At 40.6% G+C, this 23,232-nt stretch carries 25 protein-coding genes and 1 riboswitch; of the genes, 13 read left to right on the top strand and 12 right to left on the bottom strand.

Annotated elements, in window-relative coordinates; translation table 11 throughout:
• From FE394_RS12585 to FE394_RS12595, 3 genes are all read left to right on the top strand, one after another.
• Nucleotides 1-226, top strand: a 226-nt coding sequence (locus FE394_RS12585; RefSeq protein WP_319926724.1) for a transposase, incomplete at its 5' end; no start/stop codon positions are given.
• 359 nt (nt 227-585) lie between these two features.
• On the top strand, nt 586-1,182 hold the full coding sequence (locus FE394_RS12590; protein ID WP_319926725.1) for a metal-dependent hydrolase: 597 nt from the start codon (nt 586-588) through the stop codon (nt 1,180-1,182).
• Nucleotides 1,183-1,600: 418 nt separating this feature from the next.
• Nucleotides 1,601-2,992 carry an L-cystine transporter gene (locus tag FE394_RS12595; RefSeq protein ID WP_319926726.1) on the top strand — a complete coding sequence of 464 codons (1,392 nt, stop codon included), beginning with the start codon at nt 1,601-1,603 and terminating at the stop codon, nt 2,990-2,992.
• A gap of 124 nt (nt 2,993-3,116) precedes the next feature.
• Here the strand turns inward: FE394_RS12595 and htpX are convergent, their stop codons facing one another.
• The 8 genes from htpX to ftnA form a co-directional block, all read right to left on the bottom strand.
• Nucleotides 3,117-4,001 carry a protease HtpX gene (gene htpX / locus FE394_RS12600; protein WP_319926727.1) on the bottom strand — a complete coding sequence of 295 codons (885 nt, stop codon included), beginning with the start codon at nt 3,999-4,001 and terminating at the stop codon, nt 3,117-3,119.
• 179 nt (nt 4,002-4,180) lie between these two features.
• Nucleotides 4,181-6,286, bottom strand: coding sequence for a carboxy terminal-processing peptidase (gene prc / locus FE394_RS12605; RefSeq protein ID WP_319926728.1), 2,106 nt, complete (start codon nt 6,284-6,286; stop codon nt 4,181-4,183).
• Between the two features lie 19 nt (nt 6,287-6,305).
• Nucleotides 6,306-7,013 (bottom strand): RNA chaperone ProQ, encoded by a 708-nt coding sequence (gene proQ, locus FE394_RS12610; RefSeq protein ID WP_319926729.1) that lies wholly within the window; start codon nt 7,011-7,013, stop codon nt 6,306-6,308.
• A 95-nt stretch (nt 7,014-7,108) separates the two neighbouring features.
• Nucleotides 7,109-7,606, bottom strand: a complete 498-nt coding sequence (locus FE394_RS12615) for a GAF domain-containing protein (protein ID WP_319926730.1) — start codon at nt 7,604-7,606, stop codon at nt 7,109-7,111.
• Between the two features lie 557 nt (nt 7,607-8,163).
• On the bottom strand, nt 8,164-8,520 hold the full coding sequence (locus FE394_RS12620) for a YebY family protein (protein WP_319926778.1): 357 nt from the start codon (nt 8,518-8,520) through the stop codon (nt 8,164-8,166).
• A gap of 85 nt (nt 8,521-8,605) precedes the next feature.
• A complete protein-coding gene (locus FE394_RS12625; RefSeq protein ID WP_319926731.1) occupies nt 8,606-9,646 on the bottom strand; it encodes a CopD family protein in 1,041 nt (346 codons plus the stop codon).
• Nucleotides 9,646-10,032 (bottom strand): copper homeostasis periplasmic binding protein CopC, encoded by a 387-nt coding sequence (gene copC / locus FE394_RS12630; protein WP_319926732.1) that lies wholly within the window; start codon nt 10,030-10,032, stop codon nt 9,646-9,648. Before copC ends, FE394_RS12625 begins: the two co-directional genes overlap by 1 nt.
• A gap of 226 nt (nt 10,033-10,258) precedes the next feature.
• Nucleotides 10,259-10,765, bottom strand: coding sequence for a non-heme ferritin (ftnA, locus tag FE394_RS12635; protein ID WP_319926733.1), 507 nt, complete (start codon nt 10,763-10,765; stop codon nt 10,259-10,261).
• A gap of 353 nt (nt 10,766-11,118) precedes the next feature.
• On the opposite strand from ftnA, the gene FE394_RS12640 reads away from it, so the two are divergent.
• Nucleotides 11,119-11,349: a DNA polymerase III subunit theta gene (locus tag FE394_RS12640; RefSeq protein ID WP_319926734.1), complete on the top strand. Its 231-nt coding sequence runs from the start codon at nt 11,119-11,121 to the stop codon at nt 11,347-11,349.
• Between the two features lie 169 nt (nt 11,350-11,518).
• On the opposite strand, the gene pip is transcribed toward FE394_RS12640, so the two are convergent.
• The 3 genes from pip to FE394_RS12655 all read right to left on the bottom strand — a co-directional run bounded on the left by pip (nt 11,519) and on the right by FE394_RS12655 (nt 13,199).
• Complete coding sequence (gene pip / locus FE394_RS12645; protein WP_319926735.1) at nt 11,519-12,472, bottom strand: prolyl aminopeptidase; 954 nt, start codon at nt 12,470-12,472, stop codon at nt 11,519-11,521.
• 80 nt (nt 12,473-12,552) lie between these two features.
• Nucleotides 12,553-12,924, bottom strand: coding sequence for a protein YebF (gene yebF / locus FE394_RS12650; RefSeq protein WP_319926736.1), 372 nt, complete (start codon nt 12,922-12,924; stop codon nt 12,553-12,555).
• Between the two features lie 92 nt (nt 12,925-13,016).
• Entirely contained in the window at nt 13,017-13,199 is a 183-nt protein-coding gene (locus tag FE394_RS12655; RefSeq protein WP_319926737.1) for a YoaH family protein, read from the bottom strand.
• Nucleotides 13,200-13,347: 148 nt separating this feature from the next.
• Between FE394_RS12655 and pabB the strand changes: the two genes are divergently transcribed.
• From pabB to mntP, 8 genes are all read left to right on the top strand, one after another.
• The gene (gene pabB, locus FE394_RS12660; protein WP_319926738.1) at nt 13,348-14,718 is read left to right on the top strand and encodes an aminodeoxychorismate synthase component 1; all 1,371 of its coding nucleotides are present in this window, start codon (nt 13,348-13,350) and stop codon (nt 14,716-14,718) included.
• Entirely contained in the window at nt 14,715-15,290 is a 576-nt protein-coding gene (locus FE394_RS12665) for a CoA pyrophosphatase (RefSeq protein WP_319926739.1), read from the top strand. The genes pabB and FE394_RS12665 overlap by 4 nt, the downstream gene beginning before the upstream one ends.
• A gap of 169 nt (nt 15,291-15,459) precedes the next feature.
• Complete coding sequence (locus tag FE394_RS12670; RefSeq protein WP_319926740.1) at nt 15,460-16,824, top strand: L-serine ammonia-lyase; 1,365 nt, start codon at nt 15,460-15,462, stop codon at nt 16,822-16,824.
• 538 nt (nt 16,825-17,362) lie between these two features.
• Complete coding sequence (gene manX, locus FE394_RS12675) at nt 17,363-18,328, top strand: PTS mannose transporter subunit IIAB (protein WP_319926741.1); 966 nt, start codon at nt 17,363-17,365, stop codon at nt 18,326-18,328.
• Nucleotides 18,329-18,405: 77 nt separating this feature from the next.
• Nucleotides 18,406-19,206: a PTS mannose/fructose/sorbose transporter subunit IIC gene (locus FE394_RS12680; protein ID WP_319926742.1), complete on the top strand. Its 801-nt coding sequence runs from the start codon at nt 18,406-18,408 to the stop codon at nt 19,204-19,206.
• Nucleotides 19,207-19,219: 13 nt separating this feature from the next.
• Nucleotides 19,220-20,068, top strand: a complete 849-nt coding sequence (locus FE394_RS12685; RefSeq protein WP_319926743.1) for a PTS mannose transporter subunit IID — start codon at nt 19,220-19,222, stop codon at nt 20,066-20,068.
• A gap of 102 nt (nt 20,069-20,170) precedes the next feature.
• A complete protein-coding gene (locus tag FE394_RS12690) occupies nt 20,171-20,629 on the top strand; it encodes a DUF986 family protein (RefSeq protein WP_319926744.1) in 459 nt (152 codons plus the stop codon).
• 74 nt (nt 20,630-20,703) lie between these two features.
• Nucleotides 20,704-20,847, top strand: a riboswitch (yybP-ykoY riboswitch).
• 132 nt (nt 20,848-20,979) lie between these two features.
• The gene (mntP, locus tag FE394_RS12695; RefSeq protein ID WP_319926779.1) at nt 20,980-21,564 is read left to right on the top strand and encodes a manganese efflux pump MntP; all 585 of its coding nucleotides are present in this window, start codon (nt 20,980-20,982) and stop codon (nt 21,562-21,564) included.
• A gap of 86 nt (nt 21,565-21,650) precedes the next feature.
• Here mntP and rlmA read toward each other — a convergent pair whose 3' ends face one another.
• A complete protein-coding gene (gene rlmA / locus FE394_RS12700; protein ID WP_319926745.1) occupies nt 21,651-22,466 on the bottom strand; it encodes a 23S rRNA (guanine(745)-N(1))-methyltransferase in 816 nt (271 codons plus the stop codon).
• Between the two features lie 144 nt (nt 22,467-22,610).
• On the opposite strand from rlmA, the gene FE394_RS12705 reads away from it, so the two are divergent.
• Nucleotides 22,611-23,165 carry a GNAT family N-acetyltransferase gene (locus tag FE394_RS12705; RefSeq protein ID WP_319926746.1) on the top strand — a complete coding sequence of 185 codons (555 nt, stop codon included), beginning with the start codon at nt 22,611-22,613 and terminating at the stop codon, nt 23,163-23,165.
• The last annotated feature ends 67 nt before the right edge of the window (nt 23,166-23,232 follow it).

Here is a 23,232-nt window from a genome sequence, read left to right on the forward strand (position 1 = left end):
GGAAATGCTTGACCGCTACATTTTAGACAACTACAAAATTCATACCAGCCGACGGGTCGAGGCCTGGTTGGAGCAAAATCCGACAGTGAAGCTGTTATTTCTTCCGGTATATTCTCCCTGGCTGAATAAAATAGAACGGTTATGGCAGTCATTGCATGAAACGGTCACACAGAATCATTGTTGCCAATACATGTGGCAACTCATCAAAAAGTTAAGATTTTTTTAAATGCAGCCTCCGCAATTAACTGGAAAGGAATAGGAAATATGAATGTTTCATGATTATGGAAAGTTATATAGCTGATATCAAATTAAATTCACTGAAAGAATTAACGATAGAAAATATTACCTAATACCTGCTGCGCTGCCATTTTCCAATATATATCCTCACACATCTGGCAGCGCAAATATTGACCGCCATACTATTTTTTTAGCTGTTCTAGATAAAAATCGTTTAAATAATAGTGTTATATACTAATAAATAAAAGATTTTTCCTATTTACCCCCTATCTTCCTTAGAAAAAACCCTCTATACTGCCACTGTATTTATAAACAGCAATCACCATAATATAATTCGTATAAATCGTTATGACAGCAGAAGGACATCTTCTCTTTTCAGTTGCCAGCCTTGTATTGGCTCACCAGCTAGAAATTACACCAGAAATAGCACAGGGAGATTGGCTACATATGCTCCCTGGCGTACTTTTGGCTTCATTGTTACCTGATATTGATCATCCAAGTTCAACATTGGGTAGATTATTTCGTTTCATATCCCTACCAATTGCGAAACTCTGTGGACATCGTGGGTTTACACATAGTTTATTGGCATTAATCGTAGGCATTACTCTATTCCAGACTGAAATACCATCAAACTGGCCTATCCCAACTGATTTTTTCCATGCAATGATAGTTGGTTATATCAGCCACCTCATTGCCGATATGCTGACGCCAGCAGGCATTCCACTTTTATGGCCACTGAGAATACGTTTTTGCATTCCTATTCTTAGAGGTAAAGACCGTAAAAAAGCGGAGCGGTTTATTGCCGTGCTAGTCATGGTAGGTGCAATTCTCTTGCCACAGCATATCAATTTTTCATCATTTACCCACTACTTTGATCAATTAGAGTTGAACAAATTACAGATCGATAAATTACAAATTGATAAGCTACAGAATATCTACAGGTAGCTTGTTTTTCGTTCAATATATAAATTTGTAAAAATCCGCCTTCATAGAAGGCGGCATTAATTTGCACCAGAGATGCGTACCAAATATTTATTATATAAAAACTATTTTTATCAATTATCGATTGGTACTTCTTCATGAATAGCCATAACCAGCTAAATTATATCACTTAATCCCCACATCCGTACAAAAATAAAACAAACTTAGTTTAATACATATAACCAATTAAGCTAATTAGTAAAAAATAATTATATTAAATTCCATTTAATTATAAGTAAGCTTATTCTTATGCTGATACCATTTACTCTTATACTTTTCATGGCATGAGTCCGATAGATCCCAAGCTGCACACAGCCAATCAAAGCAACAGCTTGAAAGATCAAAGGCATAGATATAATAGCTAGAAGTTTGGAGACTAGGGATGAATTTACCACTCATTATTAACGTGCTTGTTTTCATAGCACTACTTATTTTACTAGCAAAAACAAGTTCAAATAAGTGGAGCTTATCCAAAAAAGTTCTTGTAGCTCTAATTGTGGGAGTCATTTTTGGACTTGCATTGAACATCATTTATGGCACAGATAATATTACAGTAAAAGAATCAATTAAATGGTTTAACATTGTCGGTAATGGTTATGTGCAGCTACTGCAAATGGTCATTATGCCATTGGTTTTCGCATCGATCCTAAGTGCAGTTGCTCGTTTACATAAAGCATCTTCTTTAGGAAAAATCAGTTTTCTGGCAATTGGCACCTTATTATTAACTACAGCTATTTCGGCTTTAATCGGCATCATAATGGCCAATTTATTCGGTCTAAACGCTGCCGGATTAATTCAAGGTACTCAAGAAACTGTTCGCTTATCCGCTATTGAAACCAATTATATTGGCAAAGTTGCAGATATGAGTGTGCCACAGATCATTCTCTCTTTTATCCCTAAAAATCCTTTTGCTGACCTGACCGGAGCAAGCCCTACTTCCATTATTAGTGTTGTGGTTTTTGCGGCATTTTTAGGTATTGCAGCATTGCAAATGCTTAAAGATGATCATGAGCGGGGTGAGAGAGCACTCGTTGCCATTGATACTATGCAAGCATGGACAATGAAACTAGTTAGATTGGTTATGCGCCTGACGCCATACGGTGTGATGGCCTTGATGACTAAAGTCGTTGCCAGCTCCAATATTCATGACATTAAACAATTAGGTAACTTTGTCGTTGCCTCTTATATTGCCCTCGGTTTAATGTTTGTAGTACATGGTGGTCTTCTGGCAATGACTGGTATTAATCCGCTGAAATTCTTCAAAAAAGCAGGAACTGTACTGACATTTGCATTTACCAGCCGTTCAAGTGCAGCGAGTATTCCGCTGAATATCGAAACTCAAACCCGCCGCCTTGGTGTGCCTGAATCTATCGCCAGCTTCTCTGCTTCTTTTGGTGCTACTATCGGTCAAAATGGTTGTGCGGGCATCTATCCGGCCATGCTGGCAGTGATGGTTGCTCCTACCATAGGTATTGATCCTTTCGACCCTCTATGGATTGCTACTCTTGTCGGGATTGTGACCATCAGCTCAGCGGGTGTTGCTGGTGTCGGTGGTGGAGCAACGTTTGCAGCATTGATTGTTTTACCTGCAATGGGTCTGCCGGTCACATTAGTTGCCCTGCTGATTTCTGTTGAACCTCTTATTGATATGGGTCGTACAGCATTAAACGTCAATGGAGCAATGACTGCGGGTACAATCACCAGTCAATTAATGGGTAAAACCAATAAAGAAGTATTTGAACAAGATGAAGAAGCTGTATTAAGCCACTCTTAAAAACCAGCTATCTGACTGACTGAATCAGATCCACTCAAAATTGTGATTAAAAAAAGCGGGGGACCATATAATCCCCCGCTTTTTATTTGTGACTAATTACAGGCAGTTGCAGCCTATTACGGCATTATTTTATATACTCACCACTACGAAGAGCTTCAATGCGCTTATCCAACGGCGGGTGAGATAAGAACAATTCACTGAAACTCTTTGATTTGCCATTAATACAGAATGCCATCATGCGCCCTTCTTCCTGAGGTTCATAACTGGTCTTAAGGCGTTGCAACGCGGCGATCATCTTTTCACGTCCAACCAGTTTCGCTGATCCTGCGTCAGCATGAAATTCGCGATAACGAGAGAACCACATGGTAATAATACTCGCCAGAATACCAAACACGATCTCCAGCACCATAGAAAGCACCATATAAACGATTGGATTGCCATTACTGCTACTTTCGCTTTCATCATCATTGCTGGAAAGAAAGCTTGCCGCTGCTTGTGCAATGATACGTGAAATAAAAATAACGAATGTGTTCACAATACCCTGTAGCAACGTCATTGTTACCATGTCACCATTAGCGATGTGGCTAATTTCATGTGCAATGACAGCCTCAGCTTCATCACGGCTCATGTTGTTTAGCAGCCCCGTACTGACAGCCACCAGAGAAGCATTACGGCGAGCTCCTGTCGCAAATGCGTTAATATCCAGAGCATCATAGATAGCAACTTGTGGCATAGTAATGCCAACCTGATCTGACTGACGACGTACCGTTTCCATCAACCAATGTTCTGTTTCGTTGGATGGTTTTTCAATAACCTGACCACCAACAGAACGCAGAGCCATCCATTTCGACATTAATAAAGAAATGAATGCACCACCAAAACCAAATAAACCCGCCATAATCATGAGGCCAGTAACACTACTCCGCTGAACTCCGGTAAGTGAAAGTATTATCCCAAACACCACCATGACAGCAAGGTTAGTGAGAAGGAACAAGGCTATTCTTATCATATAAATTTGCTTCCTTTAATAATCAAACAGTTCAACTAAGAGTTGAGCCATAAAATGGGAACTAAACCCATATTATTCAAGTGTTTTAAGACGTTAAGCGATAAAATCAACATAACTTTACAATATGACAAAAAAGGCCAGCTCTCAAGCCGGCCTTTTTCTTTAAACGAACGTTGAAATTACTTCGTAATAGCCATTTCAGCAGGCTGATGCGCCAAATCCAGCGCAATCTTTACCGATTCATCTAAGTAAGGATCTGGCCCTTTATAATCTTTTGGTAAATCATCAAGTGACTTGAGCAGTTTTTTTCCTTCCCTTTTAAAACGCTCATTAATACGATTCAACTTAATTGCTTCGTATTCCTTATTTTCTTTCTCTCTTTGAGCATAATTCAAAGAATAAATGCCGTTGCGATTTTTTATAACTTTATAGTAGGCAATATCCTGTTTGATATATTTAAATTCAGGATCATTGGCTATATGTTGGTTATGCAATTTAAGCAGTTGCGGCGTTAACGTTGAAATTACCGTTGAGGGAGTATAAGGTGCAGGTTGAATGCTATCCCAAGGTAATGCATTGTCCTCTTGGCTCTCGCTTATCTCAGCAGGCTCTTCCCCTGTTGGCATAACTATATCAGGTGTGACACCTTTAAGCTGAGTACTGCCACCATTTATACGATAGAACTTCTGAATGGTATATTGTATAGACCCAGTCTTTGGCCAATTGGGAGTAAGCATCTGATCATAAATTCGATTCAGAGGACGATATTGCTGAACCGTACCTTTACCGAAAGTAGGTTCTCCAACAATCAATCCCCGACCATAATCCTGCATCGCCGCAGCAAAAATTTCAGAAGCAGAAGCGCTCCTACTGTCAACGAGAACAATCAGAGGGCCTTTATAATATATTGCCTCATCCGTATCCGATTCTTCTTTAATTTTACCGGTATTATCTCTGATCTGAACAACCGGACCAGTAGAAATAAACAAGCCAGACAACGATACTGCTTCTGTCAATGCCCCGCCACCATTACCACGTAAATCAATGACAATCGCGGAAACACTTTGCTTAGCCAGCTTCTGTAACTGTACTTTTACATCATTAGTCAGACCGACATAGAAGCTCGGTATATCAATGACACCTACTTTCTCTTTGCCAATTGTTTTCACCGACATCTTGGCCGCATTATCTTCGAGACGAACATTCTCACGGGTTAAGGTGACAATATGGTTTTTTGCCCCTTTCGCACTCGGAATGATTTCAAGACGGACTTTGCTCCCTTTCGGCCCTTTTATCAGAGCTACAACATCGTCCAGACGCCACCCGACGATATCCACTATCGGCTTACCAACCTGCCCAACACCAATGATCTTATCACCGACTTTCAGCAAGTTGCTCTTAGCCGCAGGGCCTCCCGTGACCAGTGAACGAATGACGACATATTCATCTTCATATTGTAAAACAGCACCTATACCTTCAAGAGAGAGGTTTATCTCTGAATTAAACTGCTCTGTGTCACGCGGGGAGAGATAACTGGTATGAGGATCTATTTCACGAGCAAACGCCATCATAATAGTTTGAAAAACCTCTTCACTTTTAGTTTGAGTGAGGCGTTTCAAAAACATTCTATAACGTTTGGTCAGTGTTTCTTTGATTTCTTTGTCGCTTTTGCCGGACAACTTGAGGTTTATCCAATCAGATTTAATCTTAGCATCCCAAAGCTTATTCAACGCCTCAACACTCGTTGGCCACGGTGCTTTGGAACGTTCTGTTTCAATTGTGTCATGACCATCTAAATTGACAGGCTGCTCCAAACGAGAGAGAACATATTGATAGCGCTCAAAACGACGCTTTTGCGCCAGATTAAATAAGGCATAAGGGAGTTTTAAATTGCCGTTTTCAAGCTCTTTTCCTAAAGCACCCTTTTGAGTTTCAAATTGTGCAATATCCGATGCCAGAAAAACATTATGCCCATAATCCAGCAGATTCAGATAGCGATCAAAAATTTTTCCTGAGAAATCCGCATCCAAATAGAACTGGCGGTAATGAGAATGAAGAAAGCGGGAAGCAATCCGCTGACTTATTGTGGAATGTTGCGGTTCTGGCTTGAGATCTGGCAACTGATTCAGACTAATAACAGATTTACTGGCTGTACTGTTACTACTGATGACACTACCACTGGCGGTACTGCTATTGATGACCGTATTGTCATTAACAGCATCCGCATACCCTGTACCCGAAAATGATAGACCTAAAACGAAAGCCAATGTAATGAGTTTGTTCATGCCCAAGTTGGCCTCCGTATCAGAACTTTAAGTGTTCTGCGCGTACAATCATTGCCAGACCAGTCGGTAACTGCACTCTTACACCATCTTTTGCAATTTCAAGCACAGATGCATCCATTAGGCTTTTTCCTACATTTACTTTGATTGTCTGACCGACTTTCAAAGAGGATACATCTGTGACTGAGATTAACTCAGGTTGCACAGTTTTCTTTGTGGTTTTATCTGCTGGTTTATTCGATTGTTGCAGACGATTTTGCGAACGAGATGGTCGTTTTTCACCATCACCTGATGTCTGGCGGCGAGAAACCGCTTTTTTATTCACAGGCCGTTCACTTTTCTTATCAGATACGTTTTCTGTTTCACGTTTCTTGGCACGCTGTTCAGCTCGTTGGGCTTGTACTCGTGCTTTTGCTTCCACCAATTGCTGACGCGCATGTTCGATATGCTCAACTTCCAGCTCACCACAAGCATTTCCATCAAGATCAACACGCTGGGCACCCTCTTTTACACCATAAAGGTAACGCCAACTGGAGGTATACAAACGCAAAGCAGAACGAAGTTGTGTTTTACTCAAACACTCTTCGCCCTGAATACGTTCAACGATATCCTGAAAGATCCCGATCTTTAAAGGACGTGCTTCACCTTCTGCTGCGAAACACAACGGGAAGCGTTCAGCCAAGAAAGCTATGACTTCTTTACTACTGTTCAACTTAGGTTGATTTTCCATGAAATTTCCTGATTACAACGGTTTTGCCAATCAGCGCAGGCATGAACAGGCGACATTATAATAGTGTTGCTAATAAATGCCACGTCATACGTATATTAAGTTACGTTCTGTTTTAGATATTTTGACACAACACATTGCCCCAAATGTTTACAAAGCTTGATAACAAGCGCTTTCAAGCCATTTTCATCGTTCTCATCAAACCGATCAAAAACCGTGCTATCGATATCCAAAACCCCAATAATTTGCCCATTTATTTCTAAAGGGAGAACAATCTCAGCATTACTGGCTGTATCACAAGCTATATGACCGGGGAAAATATGCACATCAGAAATACGCTGAATTCTTTTATTTGCAACAGCCGTTCCACACACACCTTTTCCGACAGGGATGCGAACGCAAGCAATCTTACCCTGAAATGGCCCTAAAACTAGGGTATCATCATCTACTAAATAAAAGCCAACCCAATTAACACTATCTAAACGTTCATATAACAACGCACTCGCATTAGCAAGAGAAGCGATAAAATCATATTCACCTGACAATAGTGATACCAAGCTATCTGTTAACTCTCGATAAAATTCATTCTTATTCATACGCCCTATGAAACCGCAAGTAATATAACAAAATAAAAACAATTCCTTTACATTAAAGGTTTGTTACCGTGTCTGCCAGAGTATTTTTGACGAGTAATTCATCAGCATGACGTAAATTCTTTTTCAGAATATCGTCTGTTTCCCTAAATTAAAATTTTCTTTAATTATTTTTACCCGTATTCACTGATGAGATTTAGGGAAATATCACAACTTATATCAAAAATGATTCTGACTTGCAGTCAGAATCGTGCCCTTGCTCATGTTCTTATTATAAAACATCTTCGCGATATTCCGTATGGTTGTTTTATTCTCATTTGCTTATTATATATATGAAAAAATGAAATAATTTATTGAAAAGAGTGTAAAAATCATCTTTCCTTGCGATAAGCAAAAAAAGGCCGAGTCAACTCCTCTACTCGGCCTAGGGAAAATGGCTCCATTAAAGAGCCGTGCGCAAAAGTTGCCATTGAGACGTAGAACAACTTACCATTTAAAGCGTAGTTGACATGCGATGATTTACCAAATTTTGTCCCTTGTCCGATGGGAGCATTAATCCGTCATTGCTTTTTATCATTCACATGATCGCATAATACCAACGCTGCTTTCTGGAATGGCTCAATACTCATCTTTTTATTAGGATCTTCAGGATTATCTAAGAGGATCGTATTTAATGATTTTGCAATAACTTTATTGGATTCCACAAGTTCTATTGCTCGATCATTCAACGGGTATTGCATCAATGTACTGGGATTTATCACAAATAACGCTCCATCTGAACGACAATCAAGCATTACTTCTTCACGGGTAAATGCCCATTGTTTTCCAAACTGGAGCTTACTGATGGTTTGTATCGGTGCTGCAACTCCCTGAAAAGAGAGAAGGAAAAAAGGCAAAATCCAAAATACTCGTTTCATTATCATTCCCCTGATAGACACAAAACCTAATTTTATCGCCAATGCCTTCATTTATGTACCCTGATTTGCATCTATAATTCAGAGATCACGCAGGAGATTGCGTTGCAAAAATCGCTACGCATAATAATGCAGATGTCCCAAGGATAATTTCCAGCCAGCTGTTAATTATCAATAATTGATAGCATCTTTGCTGCCTTAATTTAGGCACTAAAATATAACGGTTGCTCAATGCCAAAAGTACCATGCCAACAATCAGAACTATCTTCAGCCACAACATGGATTGATATTCAGAAAGAACGCGACTGAAAATAGGCCAGCCAGGAATTAAAATAGCACTGCTCACAATCCCTGTCACGATCACCAGAAAAACAGCAAAATGCCCATAAAAGGAAAATTTTCTCATTGCAGCAATGCTTTCCGCATATAGGCTCGTAGAGCCATTTCCGCTATTGCTTCTCCCACTATGGCTTCTCTCACTATTACTTCTCTCACTATGACTTCTCCCACTACAGCCGGTCTTTCCTTCGTGTTGACTACTATCTACATATTTACTATTAAGGTATAAATTTTCTTCTGATACCTTTCTCAAACGCAAAAATTGCAGGCACAACAAGAATGGCCATAATCCACCAAACCAATAACCAGCACTCAATAAATGGATAACCTGATTGATTTGAAATAATAGCCCAATATTTCCTTCATGCATGGCTGCATGACCAATGAAAGCATGGCTGGAGAGCAGAATAACTGAACAACTCAACAACAGAACATTTCTGACCTTCGCATGGGAGAGAAACAGCGCTCCAACAGCAAGAACAGCAATCAATAATTGCCATTTCCAGACTTGCCCAAAAGCGGTTTCCAATACAGCGAGCCAGATAGCTGGCACATAGGTATCAGTCCAGCCATCCCCCATCAACCCGGCTTGTACGATAAACCAGACTATGGAGGTCACCAAAGCTAGCACTGTACTGATTGAAACCCCTATCTTTAACCGCTCTCTCATCAGAGTCGAAAAATGGCCAGAAATGAGCATTATCGTGAATAAATTCAGGCCAAACATCAGCATGACAGCCACAAAATGAGAAAAACGGCAGAATATGTATAGAGCCTCTAATGAGATCATTATTTTACAGTAAAGCTGTATGCACCTTTTGTTTTATGACCATCGACAGAAAGCACACTCCAGTCGACACTATATTCTCCCGCAGCAAGTTTGGCTTCAACTGGCAGGATTAATTTAGTTTTTGTTTCAGGATCAAGTTCCAGTTTACCTGTTTTAACAGCGGTTTTTTCTGGGCCAATCAATTTCACCTTACTGAACCCAAGTTCAATACGTTCTGAAAAACTCAAGGTTATAGCCTGTGGAACTGCTTCAACTGTTGTATTTTCTGCGGGAGTCTGGTCTTTCAAATGAGCATGAGCCAAAGCCTGTTGACAGGACATACCGACAAACAGAACCACAAGAGTAGATAATTTGGCCCAGAATGAACGGATGCTGAGAGTGGACATATAGATAACCCTTTAATATGTAGTTGAATTTTTTATACTCAGGCAGGGATTCTATATCAAATAATCTGTTTAATCTGCGCTAACAGACAAGTAATGTCTTGACCTGTGAAGCACTGCGCAAAATTAAGAACAAAAAAGAAAAGAACCGTAATTCTTGCCTCAAAAATAAACGAAAAAGCAGGAACTACGGTAAAAACATTTCAAATCAACTTATTATGACAGCTCATTAAGCATGGGTCGGAGCCATAGACAAACCTTTCAGATCTTTATCCAGCAAGAATAGTGACTTACCACTTTCGCCCACCAGATCCAGTTTATCCAGAATAGATTTGAACAGTTTTTCTTCTTCATGTTGTTCTGCAACATACCACTGTAAGAAGTTAAAAGTAGAATAATCCTGTGTCATCATCGCCACATGAGCAAGCTTGTTGATCTCTTCTGTGATCAATTTTTCATGCTCGTAAGTTTGATGAAACACATCTGAAATAGAGTTAAATTCAACAGGAGGAGCCTGAATTGCGCCCAATACAGGCATTGAGCCGGTATCACCCAAATAATCAAACAGACGCTGCATATGCTGCATTTCTTCCTGTGAATGAGTTTTCAGAAATGCCGCTGCACCTTCATATCCTTTGTCACTACACCATGCACTCATTTGCAGGTATAAATTAGCAGAGTAAAATTCTAAATTTAACTGCTCATTTAATTTTTTGATCATTTCTTGTTTTAACATCGATCTTCCCTCCTAATGAATAATTAAACTGCGCGTATTATGCCAATTAAAAACACATAAAACAAAAATAAAATAAAAATATATAACCATTTGATAATTATCATTTTATTAAAATTTTACAATAAGAATAAATCTCATTAAATATAGGGAAATAAGAATCACTTTTATTTATTTTAATATTTTCTAAAAAAATAACTTTTTAATAAAAATGAGAATAGATATTATTTATGTTTATCAGGCGTTTTTTTGCACTTATTAAATCACTTGCTAAACAAAAAAGAGTCGATTAATTTTCTTCCCTGCCAAATAAAATAGCCTAATGGGATAGATTCTAAGTTTTCGGAGAGATCATTATGGAATATAACTTAGCTAAGTTACCTAAAGACGAGATGGATAAGGTTAATGTCGATTTAGCCGCATCAAGTGTTGCTTTCAAAGAACGGTATAATATGCCTATCATTCCTGACATTGTTGAACAATCACAGCCATCGCATCTGAAGGAATATTTCCAACAGCGTTTACAGTACTACCGCCAGCAATCGAGGTTCCTGTCACGCTTGCCGTATGAGCCTAGAAGCCGTTAAAAATCGTTAACAGATAACCACCACTTAGCGGGTGGTTATCTGTATCCAATAGATTTCAAGTTACAGCGCAGCGACAAAGGAACGAATCCCCAGAAGCATAGCAGGCTATGTGACTGGGGTGGGTGAGCGTAGCCAACAAAGATACGGCTTGAAAGACGACGGATATAAGCTATTTCCCGGCAAATTTATCAGTAGCATTGATTAACTGATGCAAAATGCCCGCTTCATCAAAAGAGTGTCCCGCACCTTCTACAATGTGCAATTCAGCTTCCGGCCATGCCTGTGCCAGATCCCATGCATTCTGCACCTGACACGCCATATCATAACGCCCATGTACAATAACGGCCGGAATATGCCTAATCACATCAATATGATCCAATAACTGCTGGTTTTCATCTATAAAACCGTTATTGATAAAGTAGTGGTTTTCAATACGTGCAAACGCTAAGGCAAATTTATCTTCTGCAAATGAATCTGCATTTGAAGAAGGCAATAACGTTACCGTTTCTCCTTCCCAGAGGCTCCATAAACGCGCAGCTTCCAACTGCACTTGCCGATCATCACTTGTCAATCGTTTGTTATAAGCAGCTATCACATTTTTCCGCTCTTTTTCGGATAGAATGGATAACGTACGTTCCCATTTTTCTGGGAAAAAATGAGAAGCGCCTTGCTGATAATACCAATGCAGCTCTTGTGGACGGAGCAGAAAAATCCCCCTCAATACCAATTCTGATACTCGCTCCGGGTGTTTTTCCGCATAAGCCAAAGATAGAGTTGAGCCCCATGAACCGCCAAAAACCAGCCATTTCTCAACCCCCATCAGATTACGCAGCCGCTCAATATCATCTATCAGATGCCACGTGGTGTTGTTCTCCAGGCTGGCATGGGGTTTAGATCGCCCGCAGCCACGCTGATCAAACAACATAATATGATAACGTTCAGGATCAAATAACTGCCGATGATAATTTGCGATACCACCACCCGGGCCACCATGAATGAATACTGCTGGTTTACCTTTCGGATTGCCACACAACTCCCAGTAAACCTGATGTCCGTCTCCAGTATCTAAATATCCTGTTCGATATGCATTATAAGCAGGATAGAGTTTCCGTAGTTCCGTCATAAAGCCCTCTCACTGTTTAAACAAAACGGGATACTTCACCAGTATCCCGCCTATATTTTGAAGATAGCATGACAAATTATTTACTTTACTTCACTATAACTTATAGTTTCTTTTTGGCAATCGATTGTAACATTGTAACTTTTGTCTTTTTTCGAGCCACGGACAATAAGTGGAACCTGCAATGCGCTTCTATCACCACTAATATCATTGACATTTACCCATGCAATCGGTTTTGAAGTACCTAACTCCCGCTTGTCTGTATCCCAATGGTTAATGCGATTTTGTAAAAAATCTTGCTTAACCTGAGCGGCAACTTGCCCTTTAGTTAAATTGTTACAAGAAATAAACTTTGCCACGCGCTCATTCTCAGCAGCCATCGCAGTAAATGAAGCAGAAAGCAGAACCCCAGCACTCAATAACCCAATGTGATGAATAAACCGACTTGTCTTCATATTGACCATCCAAATTATATGGACTAAAAGTTACGATAAATTAACATGGCCTAGAAAGTAATTATGTGAGTTTTGTTAAAAATACGTTGCAACTATTCTTCATCATCTTCAAATAAAACATGGATCTGTTCATCATCCTGATGTTTTTCGCGCAATTCCTGAGCAACGATGACGATAGCTTCCCCACTGCTCATTCCTTCTGAAATAAACTGATGGATCCTTTCTACAGCGGCTTGCTGCTCTTCGTGGGATAATGCTGGCATACCTGAAAACATGGCAATAACCTCAAAAAAATATAACAATTAATGGCAAACTAGGATTATAGTCTTTTTTATCTCAAGTCAGGAGTGGGATTCTGTGATAACCTCCGTTGATTAATGCGTTATTTACCGTGAATAGCTCAACCTCAATACTAATTCCATCATGAAGACTGTACTACGAAAACAACAAATACCTTATTCTCCTGATCTTGCCACTCACTATTTTGCCCCTCTCTCTGCATCCCCCTGGGCGATGTTGTTGCACTCAGGAGCGGCTGAACACTCACATAATCGATTTGATATTCTCGTTGCCGAGCCAGTGACAACTCTTGTGACATGCGGTGAGTCTACCGAAATTAGTCATGCTGGTGAGGTTTCTCTTTCACAAGAAGACCCTTTTCTATTACTAAAAAATTATCTTCATTCCTGTGATATTTTCCCCCAATTTGATCCAGACCTGCCTTTTCAGGGAGGAGCATTAGGTATATGGGGATATGATCTTGGGCGACGGATTGAAAAATTGCCAACAATCACTGCCAATGAGCTGAGCTTTCCTGATATGGCTGTTGGGATCTACGATTGGGGACTAGTTATAGATCATCAACAAAAAAAAGCCACTTTACTGAGTTACCACGATATTGATGAACGACTGGCATGGTTAGAATCCCTACCGGCAAACAAGGAAAACAATTTTTCTCTGACAAGCCAGTGGCAATCCAACATGACGGAACAACAATACTACGAAAAGATTGCTCGAATCCATCGCTATCTACGGGATGGTGATTGTTATCAAGTCAATTTATCACAGCGTTTTCATGCTGATTATCAAGGAGATGAATGGCAGGCATTCACTCAACTCAATGAAAGCAATCGGGCGCCTTTTTCTGCCTTTATTCGTTTGCCTGAACACTGCATTATCAGCGTTTCACCTGAACGTTTTATTCTGCTGGAAGATAAACAAATTCAAACCCGCCCAATCAAGGGAACCCTGCCACGATTACAAGATCCAACAGAAGATCGATTGCAGGCTGAAAAATTAGCCAATTCACGAAAAGATCGTGCTGAAAATCTGATGATTGTTGATCTTTTGCGGAATGACATCGGTCGGGTTGCTATTCCGGGTTCTGTCAAAGTTCCTGAGCTGTTTGTTGTGGAACCTTTTCCGGCTGTGCATCACTTGGTCAGCACTATTACGGCCACTTTACCTGATAAATATCATGCCAGCGATTTACTGCGAGCCTGTTTTCCTGGCGGTTCAATTACCGGTGCCCCAAAAATCCGTGCCATGGAAATTATTGAAGAATTAGAACCACATCGCAGACATGGATATTGCGGTGCTATTGGCTATATTAGTTTCTGTGGCACAATGGACAGCAATATCACTATCCGTACCTTACTGACAGAAAATGGAAAAATTTACTGTTGGGCTGGAGGGGGTATTGTTGCAGACAGTATAGCTGAAAAAGAATATCAGGAAACATTTGATAAACTTGGACGAATCTTACCTCAATTAGGGAGACTTCACATACCATGATATCGCTTTCGGACTTCATTTATCGGTTCCAATTGCAACTTCCTGCAAAAACAACGCAATTAGCGAGCAATCAACGGAATGCAGCAGTATTACTGCCGATTATATGTAAGCCAGAGCCAACACTTTTATTGACGCAACGATCTCTGAACCTCCGCTCCCATGCAGGTCAGATTGCTTTTCCGGGCGGAGCCGCTGATCCCGAAGATCATTCCCTTATTGCCACCGCATTGCGTGAAGCAGAAGAGGAAGTCAATATCCCTCAGGACAAAGTGCAAATTCTGGGGCAATTAGCCCCGCTGGACAGCAGTGGAGGTTATCTTGTCACCCCAGTTATAGGGCTGATTTCATCCCCTGTTTCCTTTAGGTTTAAGACAAATCCAGCAGAAGTGGCAAAAGTTTTTGAAGTCCCGCTATCTGATGTGTTATCTCTTCCTCACTATCAATATTTGGATATAAAACGCTGTGATCGGCAGCATCGAATCTATTTTTATTGGCATCAAGAAAAAATGATCTGGGGATTAACAGCCGCCATTATTTATCGATTAGCACAACAAGTTCAAAAAACGCTCTAGACTGAACGTAAAATGACATGGAAATGTGCATTTATTATTCAAGATCATATCGATTGCTATTATAATTAAAAAAAAACTGTAAACTCCTTTATCATCACTACTAAATAACAGTAAAGTAGCGCGCTTTAATATAAATAACTATATTTCTTTCTTCTTAAAGGAGTCTGGCGTGATTAGCGTTTTCGACATGTTTAAGGTGGGTATTGGCCCATCCAGCTCTCATACTGTTGGTCCTATGAAAGCAGGCAAACAATTTGTCGATGATCTTGTAAACCAAGGAGTAATGTCCTCTATCACGCGTGTAGCTGTTGATGTATACGGCTCACTTTCATTAACCGGGAAAGGTCACCATACAGATATCGCTATCATTATGGGACTGGCAGGCAATATGCCGGCAACTGTTGATATTGATTTAATTCCAGGTTTTATTCGTGATGTTGAGCACACCCAACGTTTGCCGCTGGCAAATGGTTTACATGAAGTCGATTTTCCTCGCGATGGTGGTATGAACTTCCGTAGCGATAATCTGTCACTGCACGAAAACGGCATGCAAATTCATGCATTCGCAGGAGACGAAGAAGTCTATAGCAAAACCTACTACTCTATCGGTGGTGGTTTCATTATTGATGAAGAACATTTCGGCAAACCATCTCAAGATACCAAACCAGTTTCTTACCCGTACAGTTCTGCGGCTGAGTTGCTGATGAACTGCAAAAAAACAGGTTTATCCCTATCCGGCTTGATGATGAAAAACGAGTTGGATTTGCACAGCAAAGAAGAGATTGATGAGTATTTTGCTGATGTGTGGGCGACCATGCAAGCGTGTATCGAACGTGGTTTGAACACCGAAGGTGTATTGCCTGGCCCACTGCGAGTTCCTCGCCGTGCAGCAGCATTGCATCGTATGTTGACATCATCCAACAATTTATCCAATGACCCGATGAATGTTGTTGATTTAATCAACATGTTCGCATTAGCTGTCAACGAAGAAAATGCTGCCGGTGGCCGAGTTGTTACAGCGCCGACCAATGGTGCATGTGGTATCGTGCCCGCTGTTCTGGCCTACTACAATCATTGTATCGAACCAGTAACGCCTGAGCTGTACATCCGCTATTTCCTGGCTTCTGGTGCCATAGGTATCCTGTATAAGATGAACGCGTCTATTTCTGGTGCCGAAGTCGGTTGTCAGGGCGAAGTCGGCGTTGCTTGTTCAATGGCAGCAGCGGGCCTCGCTGAACTGCAGGGAGCAAGCCCTGAGCAAGTTTGTATCGCAGCAGAAATTGGCATGGAACATAATCTGGGCCTGACCTGTGATCCTGTTGCAGGACAAGTACAGGTTCCGTGTATTGAGCGTAATGCAATTGCTTCAGTCAAAGCAATCAACGCAGCTCGTATGGCGCTACGCCGTACCAGTGAACCACGCGTTTCGCTTGATAAGGTCATTGAGACCATGTATGAAACCGGTAAAGATATGAACGCGAAGTACCGTGAAACTTCACGTGGTGGTTTGGCGATCAAAGTTCAGTGTGATTAATCTAAACTGTCACTCATCTCTCCCGTGATGAGTGTAAAGTTGCCTATTTTTACTACAAACATATTCTGCCTGAAAAATATCCCGCCCATTTGGCCGGGATATTTTTTTTGCTGAAACGGATCACTGAAGTACATTATTTTTCCTTTCACGATAAAAACATCATATTTTTTTACACAAAAATTAACAAAATGTTACCGGAAACAGTTCTAATCACTAATTAAATAGAAATTTATGAGATAAAAAAACAATAAATAATGTAACTTAAGTTAAAAATCTTATTTTCACCTATTAAAACAGTCCGTATTAATTTTTCTGACTGATAGCAATTTTCTCAAAGCCTTCTAATGATAATCTAACGACATATTTTCTTATGTGACAAAATATATCACTATAAGAAATAAAATATTGAGATAGGTTTTCGATAACACGGTATGTTTGTAACCATCATATTTACTGATAGAAGGTGCAATACATTAGAAATATTGAGTATGAACTCTAAGCAGGGTTGAATTCAATTGTTACAGAAAGGGGAAAACAAGTGAGTATAGCCATTATGATTGGCACACACGGGGCAGCGGCAGAACAACTGCTTCATACCACAGAGATGTTGATCGGGGAACAAGAAAACGTTTCTTACATCGACTTCGTGCCCGGTGAAAATGCTGATACGTTATTCGATAAATACAACAAAAAACTGGAGTCGCTTGATACCAAACAAGGCGTTCTGTTTTTCGTCGATACGTGGGGTGGCAGCCCGTTCAATGCTGCAAACCGTATTGTTGTTGATAAAGACAACTACGAAATCATCACCGGAGTAAACGTCCCGATGCTGGTTGAAGCTTTCATGTGTCGTGACGATGATCCATCCATGGAAGAGCTGGTTGCTGTTGCACTGGAGACTGGGAGAGAAGGCATTCGTGCCCTTAAAGCAGTACCAGAAGAAGAAACCGTAAAACCTGAACCAGCCAAACCTGCCACACCAATCGTTGCCCCTGTTTCAGCACCCACAGCAGGCGGTCACATGAAAATAGCCCTTGCCCGTATTGATGATCGCCTTATCCACGGTCAGGTTGCCACTCGTTGGACGAAAGAAACTAATGTCAAGCGCATCATTGTAGTCAGTGATGAAGTGGCTCAGGATACCGTTCGTTCTACCCTGTTGAAACAAGTTGCACCTCCTGGCGTCAGTGCACATGTTATAGACGTTGCCAAATGTGTTCGTGTTTACAATAACCCCAAATATGCTGGTGAACGCGTAATGTTGTTATTCACCAACCCAACAGATGTTCTGCGTATCGTAGACGGCGGTGTGACTCTCGAATCGGTCAATATCGGTGGGATGGCTTTCCGTCAAGGAAAAACCCAGATCAACAACGCGATTTCCGTTGATAACGATGACATCAATGCCTTCGAAAAATTGAATTCTCATGGCATAGAACTGGAAGCTCGCAAAGTCTCGAGCGATACCCGTTTAAATATGATGGATCTGCTCAAAAAAGCTTAAAAACAAATATCATTTTACTAACCATTACTCAATAACAAAATTCTTACCAAATTACATTTGGTTACAGGAGAAAAACAATGGAAATTACCGTTGTTCAACTTGTATTGATATTCATCGTTGCCTGTATCGCAGGTATGGATTCCATTCTTGATGAATTTCAATTTCACCGTCCGTTAATTGCCTGTACATTAGTTGGCTTAGTGCTGGGCGATATGAAAACCGGTATCATCATCGGTGGTACACTGGAAATGATTGCCCTTGGCTGGATGAATATCGGTGCAGCCGTTGCCCCTGATGCCGCATTGGCTTCCATCATTTCAACCATTCTGGTTATCGCGGGCGGTCAGGACGTTGGTGCAGGTATCGCACTGGCTATCCCTCTGGCTGCGGCAGGCCAGGTCCTGACTATCATCGTTCGTACCCTAACCGTCGGTTTCCAGCATGCGGCAGATAAAGCGGCAGAAAATGGTAATCTTCGAGCGATCAGTGTCATTCATATTTCAGCACTGCTTCTTCAGGCGATGCGAATCGCTATTCCTGCCCTGATTGTTGCCATATCAGTCGGAACTTCTGAAGTTCAGCATATGTTGAATTCCATCCCACAAGTCGTTACCAGCGGATTGAATATCGCAGGCGGCATGATCGTGGTTGTTGGTTATGCCATGGTGATTAATATGATGCGCGCAGGTTATCTGATGCCATTCTTCTACCTTGGTTTCGTGACTGCTGCCTTCACTGACTTCAACCTTGTTGCATTAGGTGTCATTGGTATTGTAATGGCAATCCTGTATATCCAGCTTAGCCCTAAATATAACCAATCACAGGCTGCCGTTCCTGCTGGCAATACTTCAAACGACCTTGATAACGAATTAGATTAAGAGGATGAACAACATGTCAGAGACAACAAACATGGGTCAGAAAAAACTGACACAAAGTGATATTCGTGGTGTTTTCCTCCGCTCTAACTTATTTCAGGGTTCATGGAACTTTGAACGTATGCAGGCACTCGGTTTCTGTTTCTCAATAGTACCTGTCATTCGTCGTCTGTATCCAGAAAATACCGAAGAAAGGAAACAAGCCCTCAAACGCCATATGGAGTTTTTTAATACTCATCCTTATGTTGCAGCACCAATCCTCGGTGTCACCATGGCAATGGAAGAGCAGCGTGCCAATGGCGCTGACATCGATGATGCAGCAATCAACGGTATCAAAGTTGGTTTAATGGGGCCTTTGGCTGGAGTGGGTGACCCAATTTTCTGGGGAACGGTACGTCCGGTATTTGCCGCCCTCGGTGCAGGGATTGCTATGGGTGGCAGCCCTATGGGTCCCATTCTATTTTTCCTTTTGTTTAACTTAGTACGATTACTCACCCGTTATTTAGGCGTAGCTTATGGTTATAAGAAAGGTCTGGATATCGTTAAAGATATGGGTGGTGGCTTCTTGCAGAAAATGACAGAAGGAGCGTCAATTCTCGGCTTGTTTGTCATGGGCGCTCTGGTCAACAAATGGACAAAAGTAAATATCCCGCTAGTCGTATCTGAAGTCCCTGACCCAATCACAGGTGAGATGAAAGTTACTACCGTTCAAACTATTCTTGACCAATTGATGCCGGGCTTAATGCCATTGTTACTGACATTCGGCTGTATGTGGTTGCTACGTAAAAAAGTCAACCCTCTGTGGATAATCATAGGCTTCTTCATTCTTGGTATTGTCGGTTTCCGCTTTGGTTTCCTCGGCTAAATCTGGCTTTCCGACCTCACTAAAATAGAGGGGGAGAGATTTTTTCTCCCCCTATTATTACAATAGGAAAGCCCCATTCACCCTGAAAAATAGAGATTGAAAATGAGTTTGAATGATATCGTCTTGATGAGTTTAATTGTGTTAATGCTTGCTTTTGCGATTTATGATGAATTTATTATCACTCAGCTCAAAGGAAAAACGCTGTTAAATATAAAACTGAAAAGAAAACAGCGCATTGATGCCCTAATATTTATTATTTTGATGGCGATTATTATTTACAACAATATCTCGTCACACGGCAGTCCGTTCACCACCTATCTATCATCATTTATCATCTTGGTAACGTTATATCTTGGTTATATTCGCTCACCGAAATTAATCTTCAAAAAATATGGTTTTTATTATTCCAACCGTTTTTTTTCTTATGACAATATTAAAGCAATGAATCTATCTGAAGATGGTATTCTTATGGTGGAATTAGGAAAAAATAAAATATATATCTCCGTCACAAAACTGGATGACTTAGAGAAAATTTACCACTTCCTTGTAAACAATAGATAATGATAAGCATTATCAACTTAATATAGGGAATATAACAAAATATTTTTTGCCTTTCCTCCTGAATATGATAGAGTCCGCCTCAGTCATTGGGGAGTAGCCTGTTCCGGAAATTTTCTGGAAAATTCGTATCAACATACTCGTTTAAAATAAAAACGTGGTACGAATACCTGAAGTGCTAAATAATATAGCTAATAAATCTCAGATTGCTGCGCAGCGGCAATTTGGAAAATATTGGAAAATAAAAATTATTGAGGCACTGAATCGGTTGGCAAGACCATAGACACATAACAACACCGTTTGGTTGGGGGTGAGTTATGTGTATATGGAATCACCCAGCCGAGGCCACTTTGATGAACTTCTACGCAACACTTATTCTCGCACTGGCACTTTCCATGGATGCTTTCGCAGCCGCTGTAGGGAAAGGAGCAAGTCTTCAACGCCCTCATTTCCGTGAAGCCATTCGCACAGGTATCATCTTTGGTTTGGTTGAAGCCTGTACTCCTTTAATCGGTTGGTTATTAGGATTGTACGCCAGCCAATATATTATGGAATGGGATCACTGGGTTGCTTTCTTATTATTATTCATTCTTGGTTGCCGGATGATCATGGAAAGTTTCAAGAATGAGCCTGATGCTCCCCAAAAAACCGCACCTCAACGCCACAGTTCAGTGACATTGATTCTCACTGCCATTGCAACGAGTCTGGATGCAATGGCAATTGGTGTCGGTCTTGCTTTCTTGCAAGTTAATATTCTGCATACCGCAATGACTATCGGGCTAATGACAATGATGATGGCCACACTGGGAATGTTAATTGGTCGCTATATTGGCCCTCTGTTGGGTAAAAGAGCCGAATTAATTGGCGGATTGATATTAATAGCTATTGGTTTCAATATATTATTCGAGCATCTTAATTTATTTGTGTATGCGAAATAATATTTTCCCGTCAATTTTATGGGGTAAATAATCAGAATATATTTACCCCAGAATTACAGCTTAATGAAATAATTTTAAAATTATCATCAGATACGCCGATATACTTTCAATGTGAAATCCGCTTCACAATTAAATTGTTTTCTCGACATTAAATCAGCTTTAACTTTTTCCGATGCCCGCCAGGCAAAAGGTGTCATTTGCAGTAAATTATGCGCTTGTTCTCCATCCAAAGACATATCATAAGCCAGCGTTTCCGTCGAAATTAATTCGAAACCATCCCATTGTTCATGGTTTTCAGGATGCAAATGAACTTCTTGATAAATCAATTCTTTCAATTGATAAAGATGACGTGGACCAGGTGTCACCGTTAAAACAATTCCATCTGATTTCACGACACGGGCTAACTCTGTTGCTTTGCAGGGAGCATAAATTCGTAAAATACCATCCAGTGAACCATCAGCAAATGGCAACCGATGGCTGGATGCCACACAAAAATTAACATTCGGATAACGTTTGGCACCATAACGAATTGCAACTTTCGCGACATCCAATCCGTGTACAGCCAAATTTCGATGAAAATTCAACTGTTCTTGCACTGCTGCTGTGTAATAACCTTCACCGCAACCAATATCCAGCAACATTGTTGCACTTTCTGGCAAAAACTCATTAAGCCGTTCAATTGTTTTTTGTTGCAAAGCCTGATACTGACCAGAATGCAAAAATGCCCTTCTCGCCTGCATCATTTCCACACTATCACCCGGTTCTTTTGAGCGTTTATGCTGAACGGGCAGTAAATTGACATACCCTTCTTTTGCACAATCAAACTGGTGATTGTTTTCGCAACGCCATTGATGATGAGTGAACAGTAATGATGAGTGACATAAAGGACATTGATAAGACATAACATTCCGTGGGATAGGAAAAAACCAAAGGCGCACTATACCATATTTTTTACTTAATACGGAAAAGCCGGTTGACTATGATTAACGCTCAACTTATCGTGCGATAACACAGTTAATAACATTTTTGTTACACAAGGGGATGCTATGCCATTTGACGATTTAGAAACGGAGAAACTTCTATTGAAAAAAATAGCCTCTGAAGATGCCGTCCAAATTCAACAAACATTTCCGCACTGGGATATCGTCAAATATTTAGATAGCCACTCAGTTCCCTGGCCCTATCCCGATGATGGCGGAGAATATTTCGTCAATATGATAGCACTACCTGCAATACAAGAGGGAAAAGCATGGATATGGTCGATTAGAATAAAAAACAAGCCAAATGAACTGATTGGAGTGATCGGACTCTATGATAAACCAAATAATAATAGAGGCTTCTGGCTCTCCTTAGAATACCAAGGACAAGGCTTGATGAGCGAAGCCTGTGAGAAAGTCACTGATTATTGGTTTAATACATTAGGACAATCCGTTCTGAGAACACAAAAAGCCAGCATGAATAAACGTTCGAAGAAAATCTCATTGTCACAAAATGCCAGACTAATAAATGTGACAAAAAAAGAGTATGTCTCAGGAACGTATGCCAATGAACTCTGGGAAATAACCAAAGATGAATGGAACAGCAGAAACGCTGCAACCTGAAATCTATGGAATTCACTTTCCAAACCGATTAACTAAAAAATCCCGCAATAAGCTTGAACGACGAGGG

The sequence above is a fragment of the Xenorhabdus littoralis genome (assembly GCF_033949345.1).
Classification (GTDB): Bacteria; Pseudomonadota; Gammaproteobacteria; order Enterobacterales; family Enterobacteriaceae; genus Xenorhabdus; species Xenorhabdus littoralis.